The following is a 19,733-nucleotide window of genomic DNA, read 5'->3' as shown; positions in this document are numbered from 1 at the left end:
TCAGGTATGTCAATTCCCGCACTTGTATCTGCCGAGTGGCTCAAGGAAAACTTAGCTCACCCGAACTTAATCCTTTTAGACGCTACCCTGGCTAAGCCTAAATCAGCTGGTGAAGTTCCTCATCACAATCTACAAATACCTGGTTCCCAGTATTTCGACATTGATGGAGCATTCTCAAATCATGAGACTGACTTACCTCACATGATGTGCGACGCTGTTCCGTTCCAAACTGAAGCTCGAAAACTCGGCATAAGGAAAGAAAGTATTGTTGTTGTATATGATAAGCATGGCATATACTCCGCTCCCCGAGCCTGGTGGATGCTAAAATCCATGGGACTGGCTAACGTTGCTGTACTCGATGGTGGTTTTCCAGTATGGGTTGAGAAAGGATTTGAAATAGAAGAACAGCAAGGGTCAAGTGAAGGTCAAGGCAACTTTGAGTCAGCGTTCGACTCTAAATGTTTCGTAGACGCTAGCTATGTTTTCAATCATATCAGCGACAATGATGTATTGGTATTGGATGCCCGATCGGAAGGAAGATTCTATGCAAAAGAGCCCGAGCCGCGAGTCGGGCTCAGAGGTGGGCATATTCCTAAATCCATCAACCTTCCCTTTCCGCATGTCCTGGAAGGGTATCGCATGAAAGCCTCAGGTGATTTGAAGAAGCTCTTTGCTCCACTCAATATTGAAGGCAAAAAATTGGTATTCTCTTGCGGTTCTGGCCTTACTGCATGCATTATTCTTTTTGCAGCTCACCTTTCTGGTTATGAGGATTTAGCAATTTATGATGGTTCCTGGAGTGAATGGGGACAGTCCAATGATCTCCCTGTGAAAACTAATTAAATTTTCGACCCAGCCCACTCACCATAAGCGTTACAAATCCAACTACTGTAACTGAACTTATTGGCATTAATACGGCAGAAATGAGCGGCGTAAGATGGCCTGTCATGGCGAATGAAAGTCCAATGATGTTGTATAAAAATGATATACCAAAAGCAATAAATACAATCCAAATCACCCGCTTGGAAAAGCCTAAAATTATGGGGAGAGCAGTTACTTTCTCAGCGGACAGTATAGCATCACATGCTGGAGAAAACTGATGAATATCTTCGGAAATAGCTATCCCTACAGAAGCCTCTTTGAGAGCTCCAGCATCATTCAAGCCATCTCCAACCATTAGCTGATTCCATTCATCATTTTTAAGGTATTCCAGCTTGTCAACAGGTTTTTGATCAAAATGCACTTCCTCGAAGTACGGCTTTAGTTTAGATTTTTCTGCATCATTGTCTCCTGAAAGTAGGGACATTTGATAGTTGGCGTTCAAGTCTTTGAGCATTTCAAAAATTCCTCTTCGATACGACGATCTGATAATGAAATGGCCTTTTCTACTTCCTACCTGCACAAATACATTGGATTCATTGACACTGCCGTTTGAAGTCGCCTGTAAAAACTCAGCTGATCCGACCTTAACTACGATCTCATCAATTTTGGCTATAAATCCCTTTCCAGGAATCTCTTCAAAATTTGACAATGGCAGTTTCTCGCATGCTGGTAGCTCATGGTGGATCAGTCTACTCAAAGGGTGAGCAGAATTTCCCAAAGCGGATTTAAGGCATATCATTTCTTTGCCATCAATCACTTCTCCTATATAACTAATACCGGCCTCTGCGGTAGTCAATGTTCCCGTTTTATCAAACACAATCGAGTCTACTTTTGCTAAGGATTCGATGACTTCTGCATTCTTCAAGTAAAGGCCTTCTTTGCCAAGTTTGCGCATCGCATGGCCATAAGCAAAGGGTAGCACAAGCGCCAATGCGCATGGACAGGCCACAATTAATACGGCGGTCACAGAATTCCAAACAAGAGCTGGATCATTCAACCACCAGTAGATCCCTGTACAGATTGCTAAAAAGATTATTGCAAGCGTGAAATACTTACTGATCTGGTCTACCCAGGTATGTAGATCCACCTGATTCTTTTTTTTGAAAGATTGTGAATTCCAAACACTGGTCAGCTCACTGTTATTAACGGTCTGAGTCAACTCAATCATCAACTCCCCACCTTTTTGTCTACCTCCTGCATATACCATTTGGCCCATTGTTTTCGTCTCGGGCTTAGACTCGCCCGTCACAAAGCTGTAATCCACATGCCCCTTCCCTTTTTTCAAAAGTCCATCGGCAGGTATGAGTTCATCGTTATGAATGATTACATGGTCTCCCTTTTTCAGTTCTCTCAACGGTCGCTGAATTTCCTCATCATCCACCACACAAGTAACAGATACTGGAAAATAGGAGGTGAAATCTCGATCGAAGGCAAGTGCCTGGTACGTTTTTCCCTGATACCATTTGCCGATCAACAAGAAGAAAACCAAGCCTGCAAGGGAGTCCACGTATCCCATTCCCGTTCCAGATACAATCTCATAGACACTTCTTCCAAATAGGGTTAGAATCCCCAAAGCAATGGGAACATCAATGTTGAGATTCCCATATTTTAAGCCCTTCCATGCCTTCTCAAAATAATCACTTGCGGAATACAGCAATACTGGAAAAGCCAACACCAGGTTGATCCAACTGAAAACTGTCTTAAAATCATGAGTAAGTAAAAAGTTCCGATCCAGGTATTCTGGCATGCTCATGAGCATGGCATTACCAAAACAAAAACCAGCTACTGCAATCTTTGTCCCCACGTTTGATTTCGATACCTGCTTCTTTGTCTTATCCAGGCTATCGAGAGAGATACCAGGAGGGTAACCCAATTGCGAAAGCAGAACAGCCAACTCTTTGAGCGATTTTTCATTATGATCGAACGTGATCACTACTTCTCGTTTCACAAAATTTACCTCCGAGCGAAGCACGGCTGCTTCTAGCCTAGATAAATGCTCCAGTAAATAGATACACGAACTGCAGTGAATGCCCGGAAGAAAAAGTCTGATGACAGATACTTCATCACTTCTAAATTTCAATAGTTGTTTTTGAATATCCTCATTGTCCAGAAAAGCATACTTTCGCTCTGCTTTTAGTTCGGACATTGACTTATTTTCTACAGAGGTTTCTGAATAAAATTGATTGAGGTTACTTTGATCAAGGAGTTCGTATACGGCCTTGCAACCGTAGCAGCAAAAAGGATGATCCTCACTTAGTATAGATTCATCACATGGATCTCCGCAGTGATGGCAAATCAATTCCTCAGTTTGCAATGTCTCCATCTGCTATTTTGTTGGGCACAATCATTACGGGTATTCCGCTCTCCCTGATGACACTTACAGTATGACTTCCGATCTCATTATTTTGTCCATTGCTGTTTATCCCCACGATCACCAAATCAAAATCATTATCTCGTATAAACTGAATCATGGTCTCTTCCACATTACCGGAAAGCACCAAATTTTTGATGCGTTTCTCTGGTTGATCTATGAAATCAACGGATAATTGATTCATCCTTTTCTCTACCTCTTTCAGTTTTTGCTGACTAATGACCTGAATTTCTTTGTTCGTATAGCGAGCGGCCATTGGATAAATGTGTAGAAGCGACAAGATTGCCTCACCATTCAGTTTGGATAGTTCCAGCCCAACCTGGGTGGCCTTCCATGAAGCGGGAGAAAAATCTGTTGGAATAAGTATACTTGAGATCACGCAGTTGTAGTTTTAAGATTCAAAACTATACGGTCTCTATGCGTTCAATATTGACATTCATCAAGCGGAATATTGAATTTTGTCACATTCCAGCATAGGTTTACCGATATTAATCAACTTACTATGAAGCTCAGCAGTCAGGATATCGTCTCTAAACAAGGCCTGGAACTACTCGCAAAACTGTTCGAGAGTTCAGGAGAAGGTATAATGATCTTTAGCACCACCGGTAGCATTGAAATGGTAAATCCCCGAGCTCAAGAAATGTTTGGCTATAATGAAGGAGAACTTATTGGTTTAAAGGTTGAAAACCTGGTTCCTAAGCGTGTTCAGCATAAACACAAGCAATACAGGGATGATTACGTAAAAAAACCTGAACCTAGACGAATGGGCATAGGTAGAGACCTTTCCGGGCTCCGAAAAGATGACAGCTCATTTCCACTTGAAATAAGCCTTAGCTATATCGAGCACAAGAACCAAAAGATGGTTGTTGCATTCATTACCGACATTTCCATTCGAAAAGAAAATGAACGAAAACTAGAAGAACAGCGACAAAAACTCAAAGAATACACCTCCGAGCTCGAGAGAAAAGTCAAAGACCGAACAAGTGAATTAGAGCATCTCAATCTGGGTTTGGAAAGTCAGATACAAGAAAGGAAACTTGCCGAGGATGCCCTCAAAGAAAGCTTAACAGATCTAAAGCAAGCTGAACGAGAAATTCTAAAATCATTGGAAAAGGAAAAAGAGCTCGGCGAACTCAAATCGCGTTTCGTTTCCATGGCTAGTCATGAATTTAGAACACCACTCACCACTGTGCTATCTTCTGCTAACCTCATTGCCAAATACACGGAAAGTGATCAACAAAAAGCAAGAGAAAAGCACATCGAGCGGATCAGAAAAAGTGTTCAAAATCTCACAAGTATCCTCAATGATTTTCTATCACTTGAAAAACTCGAAAGCGGATCACAAAGTGTCGAAAACTTGGAAATAAATCCCCGTGAACTCATTGATGACCTGATCGATGAAATGGGTCACAATCTTAAAAACAACCAAGAAATCAAAGTTGAAGGAAAAGCTTCGACCATACATACTGATCCACATATATTAAGAAACATCCTCATCAATCTTCTTTCCAATGCCATTAAATATTCAGCAGATGGAACATTCATCACTGTTGTTTTAAACTCAAAAGATGGACTTTGCATTCAGGTGAAAGACCAGGGAATTGGCATACCCAAAGAAGAACAAAAGCGATTATTTCAGCGGTTTTTCAGAGCGGGTAATGCCACCAACATCCAGGGTACAGGGTTAGGGCTCAACATTGTTCAGAAATACGTTCAGTTGATCAATGGTGAAATATTCTTTGAAAGTGAAGAAGGCAAAGGCAGCACCTTCACGCTTAAACTTCCTCAGAACTAGTCCCAATGTTTTTTCTATTAAATAAGTACACTAGTGGCCCTAGTACCGGCACAAGTACCACTATGGCAAACCAAAGCATTTTTTTGTTAGTAGAAAATCTCGCCAACAAAATATTGATCATTGCATAGACAGCTACTGCCACTGCAAAGACACCTACGAAAACCCAGATATTCATTGTTATAAGTTTTATTCAAAAAAAACATGAATGAACAACTTCTTTCATGACAATACTTAGTCAGAGAATTGATTATCATCACTCCTTTTGACTAATTTGGCTTCTTTAAGAAGTACCCTGACACATGAGCCGACAACATATTCTAGTCATTGAAGATCAGCAAGATGTAAGAGAAAACATTGTTGAGTTATTGGAATTATCAAACTATCACGTATCCTTTGCTTCGAATGGGAAAGAAGGTGTGAAAAAAGCACTTGCTTCGCCTCCTCACTTGATTTTATGCGACATTATGATGCCTGAAATGGATGGATACGAAGTACTGTATCTGCTATCCAAAAACCCATCAACCTCTTCGCTACCTTTTATTTTCCTTACCGCAAAAGCTGAAAAGTCTGATTTTAGAAAAGGCATGAACATGGGTGCCGATGACTACATCACCAAGCCGTTTGAAGAAATGGAACTCTTGGGAGCGATCGAAAGGAGATTGAAGAAGTATGTTGACCTTAGTCAAGTGTCTGAAGTAGAAGAACTTGTAGAGAAAGCATCAAAATACGACAACATTGAAGCACTGGATAAAGAGCGAAAGGCTCAAAACTTCAAAAAAAAGGACATTATTTACAGAGAAGGTGATTTAGGCTCTTTCGTTTACAAAATCAAAAAGGGAAAAGTAAAGACCTACCGAATCAACGAAGATGGCAAAGAGTTTATCTATGACATCAAAAAAGAAGGAGACTTTCTGGGTGAGCGAGCCACGATTCAGGACGCTTCTCGAACGGAATTTGCTGAAGCAATGGAAGAGACGGAATTGCTTTTGATTCCCAAAAGTGATTTTCAGGAATTAATATTTAAAAACCGGGAAGTATCAGGCCAATTCATAAAAATGCTATCCAATAACCTCTCTCAAAGGGAACATGAGCTGATGGAAATGGCTTACAATACGGTCAGAAAGCGAACAGCAGACTCTTTGTATAAACTCTACGAAACCTACACAGGCAATGAGGATATCGTAACTGTTGATATTTCAAGAGCCGATCTAGCAGGCATGGTAGGTACCGCAACAGAGTCCGTAATTCGGATTCTTTCGGAGTTCAAAAAAGATCGCTGGATTGAGATTAATGGAAGTGCCATATCGATACTTGAACCAGAAAAAATAAAAGCGGTGAGGTATTAGCACCCAACCGCTCAAATCAATCACACTTTTCTGTTCGATTCGCCATTTCCCCTCTATTTTTGATTTTATGGGAAAACAAGTACGTATTCAAGCCAAGCTTCCAGCGGGAGGCACCAATATTTTCACAATCATGTCCAGGTTAGCGACAGAGCACAAGGCTATCAATCTAGGGCAAGGGTTTCCGGATTTTGAATGTGATGAAAAACTCAAAGAACTAGTAGCTAAATACGTTGGTGAAGGTAAAAATCAGTATTGCCCTCTGTCTGGTCTGCCACAGCTTAATCAAACCCTAAGTACTAAAATGGAACGGCTTTACAAAATGCCAATCCATCCTGCAAAGCAGATTTGTGTCACAGCAGGGGCTACACAAGCACTCTATACAGCAATCATGACTTTTGTAAATCCAGGAGATGAAGTCATCATCTTTGAGCCTGCTTACGATTGCTATACACCACAAATAAGGCTTGCCGGAGGGGAAGTAAAACCCTATCAAATGCTTCATCCTGATTATTCCATCGACTGGAATCGGGTAAAAGACATGGTCAATGATAAAACCCGCATGATCATCATCAATACTCCGCACAATCCCAGCGGAACCATCCTCAGCAAGGAAGACATGGAATGTTTGGAAGCGATTGTGAAAGACACGAACATCATTGTTTTAAGTGATGAAGTGTATGAACACTTGATTTACGATGGTGAAAAGCATCAAAGCATCATGCGGTTCCCCAACCTGTTTGAACAGTCAATGGCGGTCTTCTCTTTTGGCAAAACCCTCCATGCTACAGGCTGGAAAATGGGATACATAGTCGGGCCAGAATACTTAGTTGATGAATTCAAAGCGGTTCATCAGTGGAATGTATTTTGCACCAACTCCTTTGTACAGTTTGCTATCGCCGACTACCTGGCGGAACCCAAGCATTACGATTACCTTCCCTCCTTTTTTGAAAAGAAAAGAAATACAATGAATGAACTCTTAGCAGATACTCCGCTCATTCCTAAAGTAGCCAAAGGCACGTATTTCCAAGCCTATAGCTATGAAGAAGTGAGTGATTTGCCTGATTTGGAGTTTGCTAAATACCTCACTTCAGAAATAGGCGTGGCGGCCATTCCAATGTCTCCATTCTATACCCATGCACCCAAAGACAAAGTGATCCGGCTGTGCTTTGCCAAAGAGGAGAAGACAATTGAATCGGCGGCAGAACGATTGATGAAACTGAAGCGTTAAATTGAATATGTTAGCCAGCACATCCAGCACTTACTTCTTTGATTACGAATCGCCTGCTATTCAGGCACTCATTGAAGCGTTCAAAAATCCAATGCTCAGTGATCAAGAAAAAGCTACCGGTTTATACTTAAAAGTAAGAGATGGCTGGCGGTACAATCCATACGATATCGTATTCAGAAAAGATGCCTTGAAAGCAAGCAACATTGCTCAAAAAAGCCATGGACATTGCATTGACAAATCGGTGCTTTACATTACTGGTTTGAGAGGCTTAGGAATTCCTGCTAAGCTTCATCTGGCCAAAGTGAAAAATCACATTGCCGTGGAACGACTTACGGAAAAATTTGGCACCAATGAATTAACTCCTCATGGCATGGTGGATGTTTACGTCAACAAACGATGGATCAAGGCTACACCAGCTTTCAACAAAGAGCTTTGTCGCATGACAGGCGTAGAGCCCCTTGATTTCGATGGATCAGAAGATTCCATTTTTCAACAATTTGATAAAGAAGGCAACGAATTCATGGAATACCTTGAAGATTACGGCTCATTTGATGATGTTCCTTTGGAATTCATTGAAAGCAACATGAAAGAGAATTATCCTAAGCTAGCGAGTTTGATGAATGATGCTGGTGAATTGAAATTGTAAATAGATTGTTAAATTGAAAGTCTTGATGAATTTATTTCAGTATCTAAATTGTATGAACAGATTCTGAAACAAGCCAGCCTTTTGGCAGGCAGATTCAAAATGACCAAACGATAAATATGGCAGAAACCACACATTGGACCGGATCCGAGAAGTATTTATGTGACCCAGATTTAGCGCAAGCTTTTCATATGGCGCGCACCTTAGGTATGCCGCTGCTCATTGAGGGTGAGCCTGGCACCGGGAAAACAGAACTCCCTATTCATTATGCTAAAGACAGAGGACTCGATTTAGAAGTGTATCCCGTGGGTTCCAAAAGCAATGTGGAGCAATTCGTAGCTCGTTTTGATCACGTGAAATACTTGAGAGACTCTCAGATTGAAATCCTGAATGCGCAGCGAGAAGAAAAAGGCTTAGAAAGCAGACTGTCTACCGGAAATAGAAATCCCGAAAAGTTGGGTGATTATGTGGTCAAAGGTCCGGCTGCCGTAGCTTACAGCAAACCCAATTCGGTCCTGCTCATTGATGAAATTGATAAGGCTCCCCGTGAATTTCCGAATGACTTGCTGTATGCATTGAGCCACAGAAAATTCATTATGCCAGAGTCCGGTGAGGTAATTGAAGTTTCCGAAGAAGCTATGCCTGCAATTGTGATTACCTCCAATAGGGAACAAGAACTGCCCACAGCCTTCAAAGGTCGATGCATCTATCATTATATTCATTTTCCAGAGAAAGAAGTCATGGGACAGATTGTGGAAAAACACCATCCAGACCTTGATGAAAAAGTAGTCAAAGTTGCGTTGGATGTCTTTTATCACTTGAGACGTTTAGGATTAGAAAGGGCTCCAACAACTCGGGAAGTATTGAACTGGCTCAAGTATATGAGTGATTCATCTCCAAAAGAGGCCGTCGAAAAGATACAGGGACTGGAAGGCGTAGGAGCCTTGATCAAAACGCAAGCAGATATGGAGCGGGTCAATCGAATGATTGGCGCCGGCGATAATTTAGGAACTTACTTGAATTAAAATGTTCAGCTCATTACCAGCATCTTTTCGCAAGCACGGCCTGAAAACGGACGTACGCACCCTCCTTACCTTAAGGAAGGCCATGCAGAAAGGATTGATCAGAACGCTGGGAGACCTTCACAATGCGCTAAAGGGAATAGTCGTGAAAGAACCGGAAGATATTGGCCCTTTTACCAAAGCCTATTACGAATATTTCCTTCATGTCCCCATCGCACCAGGTCAGACGCTGGAAGATGCTATTCTCCGATCAGAAACATTCCAAAAGTGGAAAACAAAATATGTAGACGAAGCTGACAAGGACATTGATCTTACAGAGGAAGATCTGGTTAACACGTTCCTAGATCAAGTACATCTGACGAGTTATGATATAAAGGAAGTGGTCAACGGCAAAGAGATCTGGGATAAGGACAATCCTGATTTGGAAGATGAAGATGGACAAAACATTGAAGGTCAACCTGCCGAACGAGTGCTAGACAAAATGGCTGATTACTCAGATTTATCCCTGGATGAGTTGTTGGAACGAATGGAAAAAGTGAAAGATCAACAACGCACCAATCACAGCGGCGGTAGTCATTGGATAGGTACGGGTGGTATCTCTCCTTACGGTCACGGAGGTGCCGCTAAGAACGGCTTGCGTGTTGGTGGTCAAGGTGGGGGGCGAATGGCCCGAAAGGTCATCGGAGATAAGAACTACTTCCCGGTGGATCGTGATGCTTTGCTCAATGACAACAATGTGGATGCAGCACTCGCCTCCATCAAGGGTGTTATTGAAGAAAGTGCAATCGAAAAATTGGATGTCCCACATACCATAAAATCTGGATTGAAACGAGGAGGTCTTTTCCTTCCTGAAATGACCAGCGAAAAGTTTGAAGAGCTTAAGATCATTGTCCTCATCGATAACGGCGGCTACTCAATGGCACCATATATAAAAAGTGTCCAACAGTTGTTTCGAAAGATGAAAACTCGTTTTGCACATGATTTGGAAGTATACTACTTCCACAACACCGTCTATGATCGTGTATGGATTGATGAACGAAGATCAACTTACATCTCCATGGAGAAGCTGCTAATGCATAATAAAGACTATCGAATCTTTTTCATCGGTGACTCTGCGATGGCTCCTTACGAGCTGAGTCCACTAAGTATTCGAAACATTCAAGCCATCACCAAGAAGTTTAAGAAAACTGTATGGCTAAATCCAGAGCCCCTCAAATACTGGCCAGGCACATATACCATTCAGGTAATGAAAGAACTAGTGCCTATGTTTCCACTCACCCCAAGTGGCATAGAGCGGGCGGTAAGGAAAATGAATTCAAAAAGTACGGAAGGTTAAAACTTTAGACGAAAGCCATAAACAGGCAATTGGCCTTGCAAAAAATCAAGATCCTGAGCTCTCATAAAGCCCATCTTTTCATACATCTTCCAAGCAACTTTCATTGAATCTGTTGTATGAATAATCATCTGACTGAGCTTATTCGATTTGGCTTTATCTATGCACGCGTTCGTCAACAATTTTCCAATTCCTAATCCTCTCGCGTCATTCGAAACGGCTAATAAACGAAAAGCTGCAGCATCATTTTCCTTACTAAGATCAGCGTTGGAGCCATAATCTGATAAGTCATTGATATAAACAACTGCTCCCAGAATCTCTTCATCCTTGGTTGCAATTAAAATATCGACACTTTCCTTTTGAGCAAATTCTCCAATGTTTGCCAGCATGTCGTAATATGCTGGTTGTTGCTCAGGTGAAGGAAACTCTGGAAGATCAGCATAGACACCCACCATCAACCGACCTATTTTTTGATAGTCGCCTTCACTTGCTATGGATACTTTGATAGACATATGGGTCAATTGAATTTTAAGATCATATTGTTATCATGTTCCACAACAAGTAAATGGTCATGATGGAGATGATGAAGTATGTGGTAAGTGTTGCCGCACCTACATAATCCTGAGCTATTCGCTGACCAAAGAATAAGGCCAAAATGGACAAAGCTGAAAGCTGAGCACCGATCAATCCAACGGTTGCATCGCCATCGACGAGTATTATTACCACTCCTACGGCGCTGAGGATACCTGCAGCAAGCTCCAATAAGGTAATAAGCGGCATAAGCAGTCCAACAGTATTTCTTAAGGGGCTTTTAGCAAAATGACCGGTGAGCCATTCCTTATTCCCTTTATAATTAAAGACTTTATCAAGACCGGACTGTAAGAATAGAATGGCTAGTAGAATCAGGCAAAGAACAGGAGCGGAAAGTATCAGTGTTTTCATAAGTCATTTGATCGAGCAGTTAAGATATGAAAAAGCAAACAATAGTACTGATTCTTTATCTTCGTTTTATGTCTTCATCGGTCAGAAACATTGTGCTCATTTTAATGCTGGCAGTTTTGCTTCCCATCGCGATATTTTCCGCGATAGAGGTTTCCTCGCTCAACGAAAATGAGGAAACGCTTGAGGAAGTGTATCGAGAGCAACTAGATGGAATCATCTTTAGCATTAATCAGTACTCTGCTGATTTATTTGATTTTTATATACAACAGATTGATTACACCTACAGTCAAGGAGGTATTGAAGCGCTACGTCTGCCCAATGCGATAAAAGGTAATCTCGCCATAGATTTGATTGCACTTCAACCCGGTGCCAATTCAGTTGCGCTGGTGGATTTTAATGACCAGACTCAGCTTGGAGAATTAAATCTTGACAGTGTCTTTCAGTCCAATCAAGATGTCATAGAAAGGCTTATTAGATATAAAGCAACTGACTACATCAAGCAAGAGGTGATTGGACAGCCATCAAACACTGGAAGCCTCCAAATGAGTCTTATAGTTGTTGGTGAGCATACGCCTTGTCTAGTATTCATTGATCCAGTTGCCTTTGTAGAAGATTTATTGGCACCAAAAATTCAACAAATCACCACCCAAAAAATCAATGTATCCGTGCGAGATGTAAATACCGATCAGCTAGTATACTCCTCAGAGAAAGCACCTGTAGGAATAATTCAAACTCAAACCCTCATCAAAGTAGTAGGCTATGAAATTGCAGTGAGCTTGCAAACACAGTCAGTTACAGACATAATAGCTTATCGAACCAAACGAAATCTAATAACGCTCGGGATCATGGTGTTGGTGATTCTACTGGGCATGGTGTTGGTAATTCGGAACTTGAGAAAGCAAATGCAACTCAACAAGGCGAAAGCAGATTTTATTGCGAATGTTTCTCATGAAATCAGAACTCCCCTATCGCTCATTAGCATGTTCAACGAAACGCTGCTGTTGGATAGAGTGAAAGATGAGAAGAAAAAAGAATACTATGAAATCATCTCAAAGGAGTCTGCTAGACTTAAAAACATTGTGAATAAAATTCTTTCATTTAGTCAGATTGATGCAGGCAAAAAGTCTTACCATTTCGAAATCATCAACCCCGATGATTTAGTCAATGAAGTAATCAATTCATATTCTTATCACCTTTCTGACAAGGGTTTTAACTACAAACTGGACCTTAAAGAATCTGTAAAAATAAATGCCGACCCTGAGGCTTTTTCAGAGGTATTGATCAATTTAATAGACAATGCTATGAAGTATAGTGGGGATGTGAAAGAAATTAAAATCGAATCAAGTTTTGATGAATCATCCTATTTCTTAACAATCATCGACAGAGGTGTGGGCATTGACAGAAAGCACCAAAAAAATATATTTGACAAGTTTTATCGTGTAGAAGGTGGAAATGTTCATAACATAAAGGGAACCGGTCTAGGACTCTCACTTGTGCTAGAAATAGTCAAAGCACATCAAGCTGAAATTTCAGTAACGAGTGAATTGAGCAAAGGAACCACTTTCACGCTTAAATTTCCGAAAGCATGAGCAAACACATACTGGTCGTAGATGATGAACCCAATATGCGAAGAGGACTGAAGGATAACCTTGAATTTGAAGGTTATTCTGTCTCTGAAGCCCAAGATGGCCAAGACGCTTTGGAGATACTAAAAACTGTCACCCCTGATCTAATCATCTTAGATGTAATGATGCCAAAACTGAGTGGTTTGGAAGTCTGTAAGCAACTAAGAAGGTCTGGAGACGAAACACCTATCATCCTTCTGACTGCAAAAGGTGAGGAAATTGATAAAGTACTTGGCCTTGAGATGGGTGCTGATGATTACGTACAAAAGCCCTTTTCTGTGAGGGAGCTGACAGCTCGAGTCAAGGCAATTTTGAGACGAAACAAACCTGTAAGTGACCAAACCGATTTCACTTTTGGCCTGCTCAGCGTAGACTTTAAAAAATATGAAGCGATCAAAAATGGTCAAGAAGAGAAGCTATCTCATAAAGAGTTCGAAATCCTTCAATACCTACACGACCATGCAAATGAGATCGTTGATCGACAGGAACTGTTGAAAAATGTCTGGCAATATAATGAGCAGCCCACGACTCGCACGGTTGATAATTTCATTGTGAAGCTCAGGCAAAAAATCGAAGAAGATCCATCAAATCCGAAGCTCATAATTACTGTTCATGGTACTGGTTATAAGTTGATTCAATCATAATCCCCTATTCGTGACAACTTTTTACATTCCTTTACCTCAGGGTGACATCTGCTGATAATTGGCTTAGTTGATTTACATCACAAATTTCAACAACCCAAAACAAGATTCAGAATGAAAGCACTTGGAACCACTATCGCACTTTTCCTCATTTCCATCTCACTTTTTAGTCAAGAGGTTGAATACATAAAAATGAAAAGTATCAAGAAGCCCATCGTACAGGCCGACATCAACGGGAAAAAAGGATATTTCCTGGTAGATACAGGTTCGGATATCTCAATTATTAACACCTCGGATCTGAAAAGATACAAGTTAGAAGAAGCTAAAGCTTATGGTGATCACCGACGAGCAATAGGATTTAATGGAGGAAAAACGGCGGTCATGAAAGTAAAAAATGCGCGGGTGATTTTTGGTCAAAAGTATGACCATAGTGAATTTTACAGCTTAAATATCTCAGAGATTATTCGAACAATAGAAGCCAAAACGAATATCAAAATAAGCGGAATAATGGGTTCAGACCTTCTGGCAAAATACAACTGCATCATAGACTATAATCAAAGGCATATTATCTTGGTAGATAGTAGAACTAAGCGGAAATTAGCTGCACGATGAAATCGATTACTCTTCTTCTTTTGATTACCTTGCCTCTTCTCGGGATGGGTCAAAAAGCCAAGGTTTTAAACCTGGCTACAGACTGGAGATTCACTATTGGTGATCGGGAAGAATATTCAACTATCGATTATGATGATTCTAATTGGGAGGAAATTCAAGTTCCGTCAGCCTGGGAAAATGAAGGTTTTGCCAATTATAATGGATTCGCATGGTATCGCTTCACTTTTGATGGCGCAGATTTAAAAGGATTTTCAAATCTCTTCGTAAATCTTGGCTATATAGACGATGTTCATGAAGCTTACCTCAATGAAACCCTCATTGGATTTAAAGGATCATTCCCCCCCGATTATTACACAGCATATGATGCATTAAATGAGTACCCTCTCCCTGAGAAAACAATTAATCGTGAGGGTAAGAATGTCTTGGCAGTAAAGGTCTATGACCTGGTAAAAGATGGAGGGATTGTGAAAGGGAACGTCGGAATCTATTTTAACGCCACTATTGAAAAATCTTTTTACTCATTGGAAGGAATATGGAAATTCACCACAGAGCGTAAACCCTTCTGGGAGCAAGTTGGATTCAAAGATGATGCATGGGATAATATTGTTGTTCCAAGTTTTTGGAGGAGTAAACATATCAAACGCTCCAATGGATTTGGATGGTATCGAAAGGAATTCGTTTTGCCAGACAATCTGAAGAATCAAGATATTTACATGGTATTAGGCAAAATCGATGACTTTGACTACACCTATGTAAACGGGAAACTTGTAGGAAGAACAAAAGACTACAAACCTTTTGGAGAGAGTAATAGCTATCAAGAATTTAGGATTTACAAAATCCCTAAAGAACTACTTAAACAAGAAGGCAACAATGTCATTGCGGTGCAGGTCGAAGATATTGGTATAGATGCTGGTATATATGAGGGGCCAATAGGACTTACCACACAAGTGTCGAAGAAATCAGCTAAGTGAATCAATTCGCTTATACATTCCATAAGTTTTATTAATCCAAAAAAGCAAACTGAAAAAAGTCATTATCGTTAATTAAAGTATTACTATCAAAAACAATAGTCATGCTTTATAAAAAAATAGCTTTACATATCATCTTTGTAAGTTTGATATTCTCTGCGCAAGCCAACACCTCCAACTACTGGATTAAGCAAGGAGACATTGCTCTTAGCAAACAGAACATTGAAGAATCAATAATACTCTACTCAAGAGCCATCCAAGAAAGCCCTAAACACGCATTAGGCTATATTAAAAGAGCAAAGGCATACCGAGCCTCAAACCAACTTGTAAAGTCAGCTGAAGATATGAGACGCGCGGTTGAAATTGATCCTCAATTCACGAAATCATTCTTGAAGACAAGAAAGAACCGACCAGAGTCATACAACCAGAAATAAAAATAAACTCAAACATCTAAGATCATGAAAACCAGAACAATGAGCAGAATAATAGAAGGCATTTTCCTCTTCGCACTTATTATAATGATCTATGCGATGTCCATTTTTTCGGCCAGTGGACAAATGCTAAAGAAGTTTTCAACTCCCCAGGACTTGATGCTTTCATACGTTAGCGAGCAAAGTTTCGATCAAGAGAGAATCAGGACAGTAGACATTCAGATGACCAATTCAAATCTCTTATTTGAGCGAATTCGAACAAATACTGAGACACTTCATATTCCCAATTATCTAATAAATGAGGCGAAATCGAGTGAAACCAAAATCTCATTTCCTAAGCCAGATCTAAGAAGGAAAAGAATGAAACAATTTCAAGCGCCCTCCTTTATAATACCTCTAAACTAGTTGTTCATTACTTCTACCAAGCGCATTAGCTCATTGCTAATGGGCTTGTTTTTGCTTATTGCAAGTTTAAAGCTCGTATAAGTCACCTTGTCGTCAATTATACCAGCCATGACATTGGATTTCCCATTAATTAATCCTTCAACTGCGGCTAGCCCGAGGCGACTCGCCAAAATTCTGTCTAATGATGTCGGTGAACCTCCTCTTTGCAAGTGACCTAATGTGGATACCCGAATATCCAATTTAGGAAGTTTAGTCATTACTTTATTGGCAATTTCATGCGCATTTCCTTGTTCATCACCCTCCGCCACAATCACTATTGCAGAAGTTTTTTCCTTATCTCTTCCTTTATTAAGTGTATCGATTACATCTTGAATAGTCGTTGAAGTTTCTGGCACCATCACCAACTCAGCTCCACCTCCTATTCCACAATGAATAGCTATGTATCCGGAGTGCCGTCCCATCACTTCAATGAAAAATACTCTGTCGTGTGAATTAGCTGTATCGCGAATCTTATCAATCGCTTCAAGCGCAGTATTTACCGCAGTATCAAATCCAATGGTGTAGTCTGAACCGTACAAGTCGTTATCAATTGTGCCAGGAGCTCCTATCGTAGGTATACCATATTCCTCATAAAAAATATTAGCCCCGGTAAACGTTCCATCTCCACCAATGGCCACAAGCCCCTCTATTCCTTTTGCTTTCAGCTGCTCATAGGCTTTCTTTCTTCCTTCCTTTGTTCTAAAATCCTCGCTCCTGGCAGATTTCAAAATCGTCCCCCCTTTTTGCAAAATATTGCTGACTGAGTATGATTTCATTAAATACATGTCACCACTGATGATTCCATTGTATCCATATCTAATGCCATACACATTTAGCCCAAGGCTGATACCTGATCTAACTACCGCACGCACACATGCGTTCATACCCGGTGCGTCTCCTCCCGATGTAAATACTCCTATATTTTTCATTCCATTATCAATTAAATCGCTCCGGTAGGTCCGGACAAATATTTCCAAACAAGGCTTGATGCTCCCAAAATCGGCGCATCATCGTCCTTGAGTCCTGAGGGTTGTAGTTGTATCTTTTTATCAAGGAACAGCGGCATTAAATAACGCTCCATATTCTCTTGAGCCGGGGTAAAGATGTGATCACCAGCCTTAGCTAGTCCACCCAACAAAAATATAGCTTCAGGATCAGTATGAACTACAAAGTCTGATAATTTCATACCCAATACTCTACCTGTGTATTTAAATGCTTCGATGGCAATTTTATCTCCTTTTGCTGCTGCTTCAGTAATCGTTCGTGTGCTTAGATCATCAAAACTGATTGACCTCAACATGCTTGGTTCGGTGTAATCCGCTAACAGTTTATATACAGTTCTTCTAATTCCGGTGGCACTCACATACGTTTCTAGACAACCTCGCTTTCCACATGCACAAAATCGTCCATTGGCATTAACTAATGTATGTCCCAGTTCGCCAGCAAACCCGTGCTTGCCATAAACCAAATCTCCATTGATTACAATTCCGCTTCCAAGACCCGTTCCTACGGTAAGGACCAAGAAGTCTTTCATATCCTTTGCTTTACCATAAACCATCTCTCCCAATGCCGCTGCATTGGCATCATTTGTAAGCACACATTTTAATCCGAAGACTTTTTCTGCTTCTTCAGCAAATTTGGATACTCCCTTCCAGGGAAGATTAGGGGGATCTACAATTGTCCCATTGTAATAGTTGGCGTTAGGTGCGCCAACTCCTATACCTATTGCGTCATCAATCGGATGAATCTTTTCTATTTCCTGCTTCATTGTGCGAAGGAAAGATGCATAATCAGCAAATTGCTGAGTTTTGATTCTCGACTGAGCTAATATATTTCCGTCTCTATCGGCTATTCCAAACTTGGAATTTGTTCCACCGATATCTATGCCAATGGCTAGTTTCGTCATTTAGTCCCGAATTTAAGCCTCTCCTTGCTTCATTACAACTTCATCTTGATCATCTACCCTCAGGCAGAGTACTCCAGCAATGATCATAGAGGCTCCTCCAATTACAATCGCATAGATAAACTCGCTACTGAAGAAAGTTGTTACCAAAAAACCAAGAATACTTGCTGCCACTATTTGAGGTATCACGATGAAGAAGTTGAAAATCCCCATATAATAGCCCATTTTCTTAGGTGGAAGAGATCCTGATAGCATCGCATAAGGGATGGAAAGGATACTCGCCCATGAAATACCCACGCCAACCATGGATAGGATGAGCCACATCGGATTTTGAATAAAATAGAACGAAGCTAAGCCAACACCGCCGCATGTTAGCGCAATCATATGGGTAACTTTTCTACTTACAACTTTTGCCAACAATGGTAACGCCAGTGCTGCAAATGCCGCAACACCATTGTACCCTGCAAACAAAAGCGAGACCCAGTCAGCACCATCATTGTAAGCCGACGAGGTTGCATCAGTGGCTTGATAAATATGTGATGTTACCGCGGATGTACTGTAGATCCACATCGCGAACAATGCAAACCAGGAGAAAAATTGCACATAGGCAAGTTGGACCATTGTCTTCGGCATGTTCTGGAAATCACGCACAATCTGAACAAATCCGTTGTGGTATTTATTTTTATCCATGAAAATAGCTGCAATGGCATATGAAAAGCCAAACAACCCGAAGATGCCACACAAAACATATAATTGAGGATCAAATGACTCAATGGTAAACCAGGATGCCAATGCTGTCCCGATGGCTATCAATATTAATCCTCGAAGCATGTATTGACGAGGTGTAAATCTGATCTTTAATGGAGGTGGAGTTTTTGATTCTTTCAGATCTTCCTCAGACGGTGGGTACTCTTTCGTTGTAAAAACAGTCCACATTACGGCGGAAATGAATGCAATCGCTCCCACATAAAAAGACCATTTCACTGAATCAGGAATCTCGCCTTCCGGTGCGGTGTTGCTTACACCGACAAGATTTGTAAAGATCCATGGCAGAGCTGAAGCCACAACTGCACCCACTCCAATAAAAAAGCTTTGCATTGCAAACCCTCTAGTCCGCTGATCAGGCGGAAGCATATCACCAACGAAAGCTCGAAAGGGCTCCATACTAACATTGATGGATCCATCCATGATCCACAGCATTCCAATTGCAATCCATAATGTGGGTGAATTGGGCATGAAGATCAATGCAAAAGTTGCTAAAATAGCTCCTATTGCAAAGAAAGGACGTCTTCTACCCCACCTTGGATGCCAGGTTCTATCACTTAAATATCCAATTATAGGTTGAACGATGAGTCCGGTAACTGGTGCAGCAAGCCAATAAAAAGCCAGGTTTTTAGTATCAGCTCCTAGTGTTTCAAAAATTCGACTGGTATTCGCATTTTGAAGTGCAAAGCCAAATTGAATTCCAAGGAATCCAAAACTCATATTCCATATTTGCCAGAAACTTAATCTAGGCTTTTCTGAGCTTAAAGAAACATTACTCATAA

Annotated in this window: 21 protein-coding genes; 13 read left to right on the top strand and 8 right to left on the bottom strand. The window is 40.9% G+C overall.

What is annotated here, in order from left to right; all coding sequences use genetic code 11:
- Window positions 1-6 precede the first annotated feature (6 nt).
- Window positions 7-843, top strand: a complete 837-nt coding sequence (locus ABJF57_RS18805; RefSeq protein WP_462232888.1) for a sulfurtransferase — start codon at window positions 7-9, stop codon at window positions 841-843.
- Here ABJF57_RS18805 and ABJF57_RS18800 read toward each other — a convergent pair.
- Together ABJF57_RS18800 and ABJF57_RS18795 are read right to left on the bottom strand one after the other, a co-directional pair.
- Complete coding sequence (locus tag ABJF57_RS18800; RefSeq protein WP_462232887.1) at window positions 836-3,205, bottom strand: heavy metal translocating P-type ATPase; 2,370 nt, start codon at window positions 3,203-3,205, stop codon at window positions 836-838. The two genes, ABJF57_RS18805 and ABJF57_RS18800, sit on opposite strands and share 8 nt — an antisense overlap.
- Complete coding sequence (locus ABJF57_RS18795) at window positions 3,186-3,632, bottom strand: universal stress protein (protein ID WP_462232886.1); 447 nt, start codon at window positions 3,630-3,632, stop codon at window positions 3,186-3,188. The genes ABJF57_RS18800 and ABJF57_RS18795 overlap by 20 nt, the downstream gene beginning before the upstream one ends.
- Window positions 3,633-3,755: 123 nt before the next feature.
- Between ABJF57_RS18795 and ABJF57_RS18790 the strand changes: the two genes are divergently transcribed.
- Window positions 3,756-5,048: a PAS domain-containing sensor histidine kinase gene (locus ABJF57_RS18790; RefSeq protein ID WP_462232885.1), complete on the top strand. Its 1,293-nt coding sequence runs from the start codon at window positions 3,756-3,758 to the stop codon at window positions 5,046-5,048.
- Here ABJF57_RS18790 and ABJF57_RS18785 read toward each other — a convergent pair.
- Complete coding sequence (locus ABJF57_RS18785) at window positions 5,029-5,223, bottom strand: PLD nuclease N-terminal domain-containing protein (RefSeq protein ID WP_462232884.1); 195 nt, start codon at window positions 5,221-5,223, stop codon at window positions 5,029-5,031. The two genes, ABJF57_RS18790 and ABJF57_RS18785, sit on opposite strands and share 20 nt — an antisense overlap.
- Window positions 5,224-5,347: 124 nt before the next feature.
- Between ABJF57_RS18785 and ABJF57_RS18780 the strand changes: the two genes are divergently transcribed.
- From ABJF57_RS18780 to ABJF57_RS18760, 5 genes are all read left to right on the top strand, one after another.
- The gene (locus ABJF57_RS18780) at window positions 5,348-6,394 is read left to right on the top strand and encodes a response regulator (RefSeq protein WP_462232883.1); all 1,047 of its coding nucleotides are present in this window, start codon (window positions 5,348-5,350) and stop codon (window positions 6,392-6,394) included.
- A gap of 67 nt (window positions 6,395-6,461) precedes the next feature.
- Window positions 6,462-7,622, top strand: a complete 1,161-nt coding sequence (locus tag ABJF57_RS18775) for a methionine aminotransferase (RefSeq protein ID WP_462232882.1) — start codon at window positions 6,462-6,464, stop codon at window positions 7,620-7,622.
- 7 nt (window positions 7,623-7,629) lie between these two features.
- Window positions 7,630-8,268, top strand: a complete 639-nt coding sequence (locus ABJF57_RS18770) for a transglutaminase-like domain-containing protein (protein WP_462232881.1) — start codon at window positions 7,630-7,632, stop codon at window positions 8,266-8,268.
- Between the two features lie 116 nt (window positions 8,269-8,384).
- The gene (locus ABJF57_RS18765) at window positions 8,385-9,290 is read left to right on the top strand and encodes an AAA family ATPase (RefSeq protein WP_462232880.1); all 906 of its coding nucleotides are present in this window, start codon (window positions 8,385-8,387) and stop codon (window positions 9,288-9,290) included.
- A 1-nt stretch (window position 9,291) separates the two neighbouring features.
- Window positions 9,292-10,623, top strand: a complete 1,332-nt coding sequence (locus ABJF57_RS18760) for a hypothetical protein (RefSeq protein ID WP_462232879.1) — start codon at window positions 9,292-9,294, stop codon at window positions 10,621-10,623.
- On the opposite strand, the gene ABJF57_RS18755 is transcribed toward ABJF57_RS18760, so the two are convergent.
- Entirely contained in the window at window positions 10,620-11,132 is a 513-nt protein-coding gene (locus ABJF57_RS18755; RefSeq protein WP_462232878.1) for a GNAT family N-acetyltransferase, read from the bottom strand. The genes ABJF57_RS18760 and ABJF57_RS18755 overlap by 4 nt on opposite strands.
- 22 nt (window positions 11,133-11,154) lie before the next feature.
- Complete coding sequence (locus ABJF57_RS18750; protein ID WP_462232877.1) at window positions 11,155-11,562, bottom strand: DoxX family membrane protein; 408 nt, start codon at window positions 11,560-11,562, stop codon at window positions 11,155-11,157.
- 26 nt (window positions 11,563-11,588) lie between these two features.
- Here ABJF57_RS18750 and ABJF57_RS18745 point away from each other — a divergent pair, with 26 nt between their 5' ends.
- The 6 genes from ABJF57_RS18745 (at window position 11,589) to ABJF57_RS18720 (ending at window position 16,244) form a co-directional block, all read left to right on the top strand.
- Window positions 11,589-13,151: a sensor histidine kinase gene (locus ABJF57_RS18745; RefSeq protein ID WP_462232876.1), complete on the top strand. Its 1,563-nt coding sequence runs from the start codon at window positions 11,589-11,591 to the stop codon at window positions 13,149-13,151.
- Window positions 13,148-13,831, top strand: a complete 684-nt coding sequence (locus ABJF57_RS18740; RefSeq protein WP_462232875.1) for a response regulator transcription factor — start codon at window positions 13,148-13,150, stop codon at window positions 13,829-13,831. The genes ABJF57_RS18745 and ABJF57_RS18740 overlap by 4 nt, the downstream gene beginning before the upstream one ends.
- Before the next feature lie 111 nt (window positions 13,832-13,942).
- Window positions 13,943-14,440, top strand: a complete 498-nt coding sequence (locus tag ABJF57_RS18735) for an aspartyl protease family protein (RefSeq protein ID WP_462232874.1) — start codon at window positions 13,943-13,945, stop codon at window positions 14,438-14,440.
- On the top strand, window positions 14,437-15,411 hold the full coding sequence (locus ABJF57_RS18730) for a beta galactosidase jelly roll domain-containing protein (protein WP_462232873.1): 975 nt from the start codon (window positions 14,437-14,439) through the stop codon (window positions 15,409-15,411). Before ABJF57_RS18735 ends, ABJF57_RS18730 begins: the two co-directional genes overlap by 4 nt.
- A 101-nt stretch (window positions 15,412-15,512) precedes the next feature.
- Window positions 15,513-15,842, top strand: a complete 330-nt coding sequence (locus ABJF57_RS18725) for a tetratricopeptide repeat protein (RefSeq protein ID WP_462232872.1) — start codon at window positions 15,513-15,515, stop codon at window positions 15,840-15,842.
- A 24-nt stretch (window positions 15,843-15,866) separates the two neighbouring features.
- The gene (locus ABJF57_RS18720) at window positions 15,867-16,244 is read left to right on the top strand and encodes a hypothetical protein (protein ID WP_462232871.1); all 378 of its coding nucleotides are present in this window, start codon (window positions 15,867-15,869) and stop codon (window positions 16,242-16,244) included.
- On the opposite strand, the gene pfkA is transcribed toward ABJF57_RS18720, so the two are convergent.
- From pfkA to ABJF57_RS18705, 3 genes are read right to left on the bottom strand one after another with little or no spacing between them, the layout of a single operon-like run.
- Complete coding sequence (pfkA, locus tag ABJF57_RS18715; protein WP_462232870.1) at window positions 16,241-17,212, bottom strand: 6-phosphofructokinase; 972 nt, start codon at window positions 17,210-17,212, stop codon at window positions 16,241-16,243. The two genes, ABJF57_RS18720 and pfkA, sit on opposite strands and share 4 nt — an antisense overlap.
- 11 nt (window positions 17,213-17,223) lie before the next feature.
- Entirely contained in the window at window positions 17,224-18,189 is a 966-nt protein-coding gene (locus ABJF57_RS18710) for an ROK family protein (RefSeq protein WP_462232869.1), read from the bottom strand.
- 12 nt (window positions 18,190-18,201) lie between these two features.
- Window positions 18,202-19,731, bottom strand: a complete 1,530-nt coding sequence (locus ABJF57_RS18705; RefSeq protein WP_462232868.1) for an MFS transporter — start codon at window positions 19,729-19,731, stop codon at window positions 18,202-18,204.
- Window positions 19,732-19,733 lie beyond the last annotated feature (2 nt).

It is taken from the genome of Ekhidna sp., from assembly GCF_039940915.1.
Lineage (GTDB): Bacteria > Bacteroidota > Bacteroidia > Cytophagales > Cyclobacteriaceae > Ekhidna.
Note: the sequence above shows the minus strand (reverse complement) of the source record. Positions and strands in the feature narration are given on the sequence as shown.

Coding starts and splice junctions, on each gene's coding strand:
- ABJF57_RS18760 (WP_462232879.1), top strand. CDS start 9,292: ATGTTCAGCTCATTACCAGCATCTTTTCGCAAGCACGGCCTGAAAACG.
- ABJF57_RS18790 (WP_462232885.1), top strand. CDS start 3,756: ATGAAGCTCAGCAGTCAGGATATCGTCTCTAAACAAGGCCTGGAACTA.
- ABJF57_RS18735 (WP_462232874.1), top strand. CDS start 13,943: ATGAAAGCACTTGGAACCACTATCGCACTTTTCCTCATTTCCATCTCA.
- ABJF57_RS18775 (WP_462232882.1), top strand. CDS start 6,462: ATGGGAAAACAAGTACGTATTCAAGCCAAGCTTCCAGCGGGAGGCACC.
- ABJF57_RS18780 (WP_462232883.1), top strand. CDS start 5,348: ATGAGCCGACAACATATTCTAGTCATTGAAGATCAGCAAGATGTAAGA.
- ABJF57_RS18720 (WP_462232871.1), top strand. CDS start 15,867: ATGAAAACCAGAACAATGAGCAGAATAATAGAAGGCATTTTCCTCTTC.
- ABJF57_RS18740 (WP_462232875.1), top strand. CDS start 13,148: ATGAGCAAACACATACTGGTCGTAGATGATGAACCCAATATGCGAAGA.
- ABJF57_RS18705 (WP_462232868.1), bottom strand. CDS start 19,731: ATGAGTAATGTTTCTTTAAGCTCAGAAAAGCCTAGATTAAGTTTCTGG.
- ABJF57_RS18805 (WP_462232888.1), top strand. CDS start 7: ATGTCAATTCCCGCACTTGTATCTGCCGAGTGGCTCAAGGAAAACTTA.
- ABJF57_RS18745 (WP_462232876.1), top strand. CDS start 11,589: ATGAAAAAGCAAACAATAGTACTGATTCTTTATCTTCGTTTTATGTCT.
- ABJF57_RS18770 (WP_462232881.1), top strand. CDS start 7,630: ATGTTAGCCAGCACATCCAGCACTTACTTCTTTGATTACGAATCGCCT.
- ABJF57_RS18765 (WP_462232880.1), top strand. CDS start 8,385: ATGGCAGAAACCACACATTGGACCGGATCCGAGAAGTATTTATGTGAC.
- pfkA (WP_462232870.1), bottom strand. CDS start 17,212: ATGAAAAATATAGGAGTATTTACATCGGGAGGAGACGCACCGGGTATG.
- ABJF57_RS18750 (WP_462232877.1), bottom strand. CDS start 11,562: ATGAAAACACTGATACTTTCCGCTCCTGTTCTTTGCCTGATTCTACTA.
- ABJF57_RS18730 (WP_462232873.1), top strand. CDS start 14,437: ATGAAATCGATTACTCTTCTTCTTTTGATTACCTTGCCTCTTCTCGGG.
- ABJF57_RS18800 (WP_462232887.1), bottom strand. CDS start 3,205: ATGGAGACATTGCAAACTGAGGAATTGATTTGCCATCACTGCGGAGAT.
- ABJF57_RS18785 (WP_462232884.1), bottom strand. CDS start 5,223: ATGAATATCTGGGTTTTCGTAGGTGTCTTTGCAGTGGCAGTAGCTGTC.
- ABJF57_RS18710 (WP_462232869.1), bottom strand. CDS start 18,189: ATGACGAAACTAGCCATTGGCATAGATATCGGTGGAACAAATTCCAAG.
- ABJF57_RS18725 (WP_462232872.1), top strand. CDS start 15,513: ATGCTTTATAAAAAAATAGCTTTACATATCATCTTTGTAAGTTTGATA.
- ABJF57_RS18755 (WP_462232878.1), bottom strand. CDS start 11,132: ATGTCTATCAAAGTATCCATAGCAAGTGAAGGCGACTATCAAAAAATA.